The sequence below is a fragment of the Actinocrinis sp. genome (assembly GCF_035650855.1).
Lineage (GTDB): Bacteria > Actinomycetota > Actinomycetes > Streptomycetales > Catenulisporaceae > Actinocrinis.
Genome location: NZ_DASRGV010000256.1, coordinates 21778 through 29270, shown reverse-complemented (window position 1 = coordinate 29270; position 7493 = coordinate 21778). Strand labels below are relative to the sequence as shown.

The window sequence follows — 7493 nt, the reverse complement described above, 5'->3', positions numbered from 1 at the left end:
TTCCACACCCGCCCGACACGTCCCCGCCGCGCCCGCTGACCCCGGCAATACCCCCGCGCAGCCGCCCCTTCGCTCCCGCCCGCACGCCCCCGGCACCACCCCGTGCATGGCCCGCTTCCCACCCGCCCCCGACCCGCTCCCCGCCCGACTGACCTAGGCGATCACGTCGCGACGCGCCGCCGTCCCGTGCTCGATACCGTGTGCACAACGCCTGCCGATCTTTGGTATTGTTCTCCACGTCAACGCGGGACCGGACAAACCGGAAACCTGCGGTTACACCCAGGTCCGGGTGGCGGAATGGCAGACGCGCTAGCTTGAGGTGCTAGTGCCCGTTAAGGGCGTGGGGGTTCAAGTCCCCCCTCGGACACATATTTCTCCGCGAAGAGCTATTTTCGGGCAGCCCTTTTCGGCGTCTGAGGTCGGGTTCTCCCGTCTCAGCCGCTGGGTCGAATCGGTCAGGGCCTCACCTCCTTCGTGTCTTGTTGTGCGGCGTCGCGCCGCTGTGCTGGGGCTTTCCTCTCGTTGCTCGCGTGTCCTTGTAAGGGTCTTTGCGTTCTTGTGCAGTGTCCGACGCGTGTGCCCGGGACGCGGTCAGACGATAATGCGGATCGGCAGCTTCCCACCGACCTCGAGGGTTGCGGTTCGGCGCGGCGGGGGCGCTTGCCGGCCCCTTCGCTGTAGTCGGCAGCGCACGGTTGGCGGTGAGCCGGATGTGGAGTAGCGGCATGCGGGCGAGCAGGTGGGATTCGCGGATGTGCGCGTTAGGGGTCCGCCCTGCGGGGCTGTTCGCGCTGGAGTGCCCGTGCCGACAGCGGTAGGCGGCACCGCCGTTGTTCCAGGTTCCTTCCATCCGCCTGGCGCATTGGCCGCACAGTGTTCTTCACTGACGAGGGCCTCGTGCGCGAGGCGCAGGGAGATGACCCACTGGTCGGGCGCTACGCGGCGCACGTGCTGGGCGGCGCCGGTGGCGAGGTTGTCCTCGTCGATCAGTTCGTGTTCGGTGACGGCGCGCTTCCACACGGCATGGCCGGTGTAGACGGGGTTGCCGAGGATCGCCTGCACGGCGGGGATCTGCCAGGCGATGGCGGGGTGGTGCGGGTTGCGCCGTGGGTCGGCGGCGGAGGGGCACGGGATCGCGGCGTCGTTGAGGGCGCGGGTGATCCTGGCGAGCGTGTGGCCGTTACAGGCGCATCTGGAAGATCCACGCGACGACCGGTGCGGTGTCGGGGTTTGGCTCGAGGCACAGTAGTTTGCGGCCACACTGCGCGTGCTGGGGCTTCAGGTGCGGTCCGGTAGCGGTCAGGCGGTAGCCGTAGGCGGGGCGGCCGACGACGTACCGGCCGTAGTCGCGCACCAGCGCGGCCATCGCCCCGACGGTGCGCGCCCGGGCTCGGATGATCTCGCGTTTGGAGAGGATGCCGAGCAGCGCGACCAGTTCGTCGTGTCCGGAGGTGAACGGCCCGCCGACCTCCGGCATCCACACGCGACCCGGTACTTCTCCAGCAGCGGCAGGATCAGCGAGGCCTGGTTGCCGTAGAACGCGCGCTCGTAGGACCCAATGACGATCGCGTCGAAGCCGCGGTTCGGATCCTTGATCGCCTCGATCAGCCGCGCGGCCTCGGGACGCAGGTGCCAGGCCAGCTGGCGGGACTGGCCGCGGTCGAAGAACCCTGCAACGATCCCGCCCTCGCCGGTGATGGTCGCCTCGGCCTGATCGTGCTGCCACGCGTACGAGGTGGCGGGGTTCTGCCGGTCCTCCGTGGAATACCGGCCGCAGAACGCGAACCTCAACAGCCTGCGCCTGGCCTCGACCGCGCGCCCCGCTGTGGACGACGCCCACGCGCGCAGCGCACCGGCGGCGCCGGTCGCGGACGCCACAGTCGAGGTTGGGGCCATGATGTACCTCGCCGAGTCGCGGGAGCTCATCTCACCGCGAGCGGACTTCTCTCTATCCAGCATCTGCCACAGCCTTTCCACGACGTCCAGACCAGACGCCGGAAGCCACCCCACCCAGCGAGCGCACGCGACCACCCGCCTAGGCGCAAAAGCAGGTAGGACGACTTGTGGCACACGAGGCACATGACGCTGGCGGCGTATCGGCGTCGTAGGGTACGTGGTCATGAGCATCGAAGAGCCGGGCGGCGCGGCTGAGCGCGATCCGCGGCTGCTGCGTGTCTCGCATGCGGATCGGGACCGGATGGTGGAGATCCTGCGGGACGCGGCGGCGGACGGTCGGCTGGAGATCGAGGAACTCGAAGACCGGGTGGAGCGTGCGCTGACCGCGCGCACCTTCGCGGATCTGCAGCCTCTGGTGGCGGATCTGCCGGTCGCCGCGCCTACTGCGCCGAGTGTCCGCGCGCCCGCGCCGGCGGCTCCCGCGGACGGGGAAGTGGTGCGGTGGCAGGTGGCCGGCCAGCGGTTCGTCCGGGAGGGCGCGTGGTTGGTGCCGCGCGTGATCGAGTTGGATGTGCATGGCGGCTCGGCGCGGCTGGACTACACGGTGGCGCGGCTGCCGGAAGGTGGCCACAGTGTGCTGCGAATCTCGACGCACGGCGGGAGCGTGCGGCTGACGGTGCCTCCTCATGTCGCGGTGGACCTGAGCGGGATCTCGTGGCACGGCGGACGGGTGCGCGACAGTGCTTCGCGGCGTGCGGTGCCGGGGGTGCCGGTGACGCATGTGATCACGGTGACGGGATCGACGCACGGCGGAAGCGTGCGCGTGGAGGCGTCGGACGGGAAGTGACAGGGGGAGCCGTTGCGGTGCGCGTGCGCCGGCTCTAGACCTCGATGTGTGAGCCCATGATGACGGTGCGGTCGCGCGGTAGGCCGAAGTATTCGGCGGCGTCGGCGGTGATGTGGGAGGTCGCGATGAACAGCCGTTTGCGCCACAGAGCCATCGCCGGTGACTTCCCGGAGCGCAGTTCGATGGTGGACAGGAAGTAAGAGGCCTGCTCCAGGTGGAGCCGTCCCTCCGTGGCGGCCGGGTCGAGCAGCGCCAGGGCGGCGGGCACGTCGGGGGTTTCCATATAGCCGAACCGGGCCGTGACGTGGGTGATCCCGTCGTCGCTATAGCCGAGGTCGTCCACGGTGATCCGCTGGTGCGGCGGGACCCGGGGTACGGGCATGGTCTCGAGGGAGAGGATCACGACCTGCTCGTGTCGCACGTGGTTGTGCTCGACGTTGGCGCGCAGGGCCAGCGGGGCGGTGCGGTTGCCGCGGTTGAGGAATACGGCCGTGCCGGGAACCCGCTGCGTGGCGACCTGTTCAGTACGCAGTTCGCCGACGAATTCGCGCAGGGGTCCCTCGTGCAGCTCGCGTTCGGCGGTCACGATCTGGCGGCCGCGCTGCCAGGTGGTCATGACGGTGAATGCGGTCAGGCCGATCAGCAGCGGCAGCCAGGCGCCGTGCACGAGCTTGGTCAGGTTGGCCGCGACGAACAGCAGGTCCACGAGCAGCAGCGCGCTCGCGCCGGTGACCGGCAGCCAGCGCGGGGTGCTCCATCTGTCGCGCACGACGTAGAAGAACAGCAGGGTCGTGATGGTGATCGTGCCGGTCACCGCCATGCCGAACGCGAAGGCCAGCGCCTCGGAGCTGCGGAACGCGAACACCAGGGTGAGCACTGAGACCATCAGCAGCCAGTTGATGAACGGCACGTAGATCTGGCCGATCGTGGACTCCGAGGTGTGCGCGATGCGCAGTCGGGGCAGGTAGCCCAGCTGCGCGGCTTGGGACGCTACCGAGTAGGCGCCGGTGATCACCGCCTGGGAGGCGATTACGGTGGCGGCGGTGGCCAGCAGCACCAGGGGCAGCCGTCCCCAGCCGGGCACGAGCAGGAAGAACGGGCTGGCGAGGTTCGCCGGATCCTTCAGGATCAGCGCGCCCTGGCCCAGGTAGCTCAGGATGCACGCGGGGAAGACCAGGATCAGCCAGGCGCGGGTGATCGAGCGGCGTCCGAAGTGGCCCATGTCGGCGTAGAGCGCCTCGGCTCCGGTGACCGCGAGCACGATCGCGGCCAGGGCGAAGAACGCCGTGCCGAAATGGCGGGCCAGGAAACCGAGCGCGTAGGTGGGTGACAGGGCCTTGAGGATCGCGGGATGGTCGGCGATCCCGGCCACCCCGCACGCCCCGATGGCCAGGAACCAGGCGATCATCACCGGTCCGAACACTCGGCCCACCGCCGCGGTTCCGCGCCGCTGCACCAGGAACAGCAGCACGATGATCACCGCGGTGATGGGCACGACCAGGTGGCCGAGCGAGGGCTGGACGACCTTGAGTCCTTCGACGGCGGACAGCACGGAGATCGCCGGGGTGATCATGCTGTCGCCGAAGAACAGCGCCGCGCCGAAGATGCCGAGCGCGGCCAGCACGAGCGCGGCGCGCCGGCCGTGCTGAGCGCCGGACCGGCGCACCAGGGTGATCAGGGCCATGATGCCGCCCTCGCCGTCGTTGTCGACCCGCATCGCCAGCAGCACATAGGTGACCGTGACGATGATCACCACCGACCAGAACACCAGCGACACCACGCCGAACACGTTCTGCGTGCTGACCGGCACCGGGTGCGGATCGCTCGGGCTGAACACCGTCTGCAGGGTGTAGATCGGGCTGGTGCCGATGTCGCCGAACACCACGCCGAGCGCGCCGACGACGAGTGCGAGCCGCGCCGCGCCGGGCGTGCCCGTACCGTGCGGCGTCGACGAGTGCGGCGTGGATTGATCCTGCGACGACGTGGTCGCGTACTGGCGGTCGGTCACGGCATCCTCCTTCGCGGGCTGATGTCGTGCCCGGTGCATGGTCTCGGAACAATATCGGCCCGCGCGACGCGACCGTCGCCGCACACGCACACACGCACACACGCGCACACGCGCACACGAGACTGCCGAGCCAAGCGCGTCGGTGACGTGTGTCGCGAGTGCGGCCAAGCGGTATGGACATGCGTTGCACGCAGGCCGACCGCGCGCGACGAAGGCAGCGGAAATCACGCGCCGAATTTGGTCGGTGGCGGGCGCATCGGTTGTGTGGCGCTCGGGGAGGGTGGCGTTAGGCGCGCAGAGCACTGTTTCGTGGCGGCCGGTCGCCACGGCGCATGCCGCTGCCGCAGCAGGTCGCAGTAGCGCGGGTATTCACGTATTCAAGTCAATCCCGGCGGTGCTGGGCGGCAACCGTTCTGACGGTATTCATACAGGTGCCCTGCGGGGCCTCCGCGTTTCGTCAGTTGCCGCGGGCCGGGTGTTTGAGGCGCGTTGAGTTTCGGCGGCGTCTCTTGCCGCGGGGGTGGCGGTATCGGGATGGTGCGCGGCATGGACACTCTTCCGCGCGTCACGAGCGCGGGCCTACGGGGACTGACACATCGGACGCTGGATCAGACGCCGCGGCGTCTGATCGCCGCCGGGGTTCTGCTTGGCGCGTTGGTGGGGGCTCTCGTCGGTGTGCTGATCGCCGGGACGGGGGCGGCCCGCGGTGGGCTGTCGTCGATGGCGGCAAGCACCGACGAGGTCGGCGCCACCAACGATCTCTACTTCCGGCTCAACGACATGGACGCGCAGGCGGCGGATGCGCTGCTGGTCGGGTTCCATCCGACCGTTGAGGTGCCGGCGTCGGTGGACGCGGCGGCGTCGGTGCGTACGTACGAGTCGGACCGGGCCGCCGCCGATCGTGACTTGCAGAAGATCGCGGCCAATGTGGCGCTGGCGGACCCGTACGCGCGGCTGCTCGACGCGCTCGGCGTATACGAGGCGCTGATCGGCCAGGCGCTTTACGTCGACCAGGGCCAGAAGTCGCAGTTTCCGGCCAAGCCGCCCGCCGAAGCACTGAGCGCGTATCAAAGAGCGTCCTCGATGATGCACAGCAGCATTCTTCCGATCGCCTCGGCGATCACCGCGACCGACAGCGCCCGCGTGGACGACCAGTACGCGGCGGACCGCGGCGACGCGCGGACCTACGCGCTGCTCGCGCTGGTCGCCGGCCTCCTCCTGCTGGCTGCGCTGGCTGCGGTGAACTGGTACCTGGCGCGGCGTTTCCGGCGGATACTCGCTCCCGCGCTGGCCGCCGCAGCGCTGGTCACGCTCGTGGTCGCGGCCACCGGGACGGTCGCGCTGTGGCACGTGGCGGGGCAGTTCAAGATCGCTAAACAGGACGCGTTCGACTCGATCAACGCCCTGACCCGCGCGCGGGCGGTGTCGTATGACGCGAACGCGGACGAGAGCCGCTGGCTGCTGGACCCCACCGCCGCGTTGCAGAACGGCTTTTTCGCCAAGGCTTCGCAGATCGCCGCGGTGCCCGGAGTGGACGCGGCGGGCGCGGCAGCGGACCCCGGCGCCTACTACGACGGCTTGAAGTCCGCTGTCTCGCACCTGCGAGTGAACTCCGGCGCGAACAGTGTTGCGCAGGTGAGGGTCGGTGGATTCCTGGGCACTGAGCTGAACAACGTCACCTTCCCAGACGAGGCGCAGGGCGCCGCGACCACGGTGCGCGACTTCGAGGCTTACGTGCAGGACGACGCGGTCATTCGCGCCGACGCGAACCGGGGTGATCTGCCCGGCGCGGTCGCCGTTGACATCGGCACTCAACAGGGAGAGTCGAACTATGCCTACTACCAATACGACCAGGCACTGACCCACATCATCGCGATCAACGAGGACGCCTTCCAGGCCGCGATCGCCGACGGACAGGGGGTCCTTGAGGTGTGGGCCTGGCTGCCTTACGTGACGGGAGCGGCGGTGCTGCTGCTGGTCGGTGCCGGGCTGTATCCGCGGCTGCGCGAATACCGTTAGGAGATGTCTGCTGCCCTGGCTGTTGTTCGCCGCGTCCGGGCGCTGCGGGAGCGGTGGCGCATTCGCTCGACCTCGAGGGCCAGCCTGCTGGGCGGCACGACCATGACGGTGCAGCCGGCGTGCTTGAGGCAGTACTGGGGCGGGCAGCCGTAGTAGGCGCGGTGCAGTGGGCCGCGACGGCTGCTGCCCAGCACGAGCAGGTCGCCCTCGCGGTCGGCGATGGCGGTCAGGACCCGGCCGGCTGGTCCGCGCACGATCATCGGTTGGACGGGCAGGTCTTCGGGCGGTCCGCCGAGTCCTTCGTCGAAGGCGGTGAGCAGGCGTTGCTCGGCGGCGTCGGCCCACTGCTCGGTCAGGAAGGGCGGATAGCGGCGCCCGGCGGATTCCCCGCCCGGGGCTTGCCAGGCGATGACGGGGATGAGGGTGGAGCCGAGGGCGCGGGCGTGGCCGACGGCGAAGCGCAGTGCTTGGAGGCTGCCCGGCGTGCCGTGCACGCCCACCACGACGCGCCCGACCAGATGGGACACCGGCCGCTCCTTCGCTCGGGTGCGCAGATGGTTCCACTGCAGCACGCGGCAGCTGTCCGCGGGCGGATTCTGACGGCGCTCTAACACCCGCACGTGCGAATCTGACGACTCTCTGACGTGGGATAACGCACGTCGGCGACCGCGTGAGATCTCGGGAAGGTGACGCTGCGGCGTCGCGCGGGGCGCGCGGCGTCAG

Annotated in this window: 6 protein-coding genes and 1 tRNA gene; 3 read left to right on the top strand and 4 right to left on the bottom strand. The window is 69.5% G+C overall.

What is annotated here, in order from left to right; translation table 11 throughout:
• The first annotated feature begins 283 nt into the window (after positions 1 to 283).
• A tRNA-Leu gene (locus tag VFB40_RS18700) sits at positions 284 to 367 on the top strand.
• A gap of 224 nt (positions 368 to 591) precedes the next feature.
• Here the strand turns inward: VFB40_RS18700 and VFB40_RS28820 are convergent.
• On the bottom strand, positions 592 to 1260 hold the full coding sequence (locus VFB40_RS28820; protein ID WP_414642111.1) for a recombinase family protein: 669 nt from the start codon (positions 1258 to 1260) through the stop codon (positions 592 to 594).
• A gap of 39 nt (positions 1261 to 1299) precedes the next feature.
• Positions 1300 to 1896 carry a recombinase family protein gene (locus VFB40_RS28815; protein WP_414642110.1) on the bottom strand — a complete coding sequence of 199 codons (597 nt, stop codon included), beginning with the start codon at positions 1894 to 1896 and terminating at the stop codon, positions 1300 to 1302.
• Between the two features lie 223 nt (positions 1897 to 2119).
• On the opposite strand from VFB40_RS28815, the gene VFB40_RS18690 reads away from it, so the two are divergent.
• Entirely contained in the window at positions 2120 to 2743 is a 624-nt protein-coding gene (locus tag VFB40_RS18690; RefSeq protein WP_324852396.1) for a DUF1707 SHOCT-like domain-containing protein, read from the top strand.
• A gap of 34 nt (positions 2744 to 2777) precedes the next feature.
• Here VFB40_RS18690 and VFB40_RS18685 read toward each other — a convergent pair whose 3' ends face one another.
• Complete coding sequence (locus VFB40_RS18685; RefSeq protein ID WP_414642109.1) at positions 2778 to 4790, bottom strand: potassium transporter Kup; 2013 nt, start codon at positions 4788 to 4790, stop codon at positions 2778 to 2780.
• Positions 4791 to 5471: 681 nt separating this feature from the next.
• Here VFB40_RS18685 and VFB40_RS18680 point away from each other — a divergent pair.
• Positions 5472 to 6770: a GlnX family signal transduction membrane protein gene (locus tag VFB40_RS18680; RefSeq protein WP_324852392.1), complete on the top strand. Its 1299-nt coding sequence runs from the start codon at positions 5472 to 5474 to the stop codon at positions 6768 to 6770.
• Here the strand turns inward: VFB40_RS18680 and VFB40_RS18675 are convergent.
• A complete protein-coding gene (locus VFB40_RS18675) occupies positions 6767 to 7297 on the bottom strand; it encodes a universal stress protein (RefSeq protein WP_324852390.1) in 531 nt (176 codons plus the stop codon). The two genes, VFB40_RS18680 and VFB40_RS18675, sit on opposite strands and share 4 nt — an antisense overlap.
• Between the last annotated feature and the right edge of the window lie 196 nt (positions 7298 to 7493).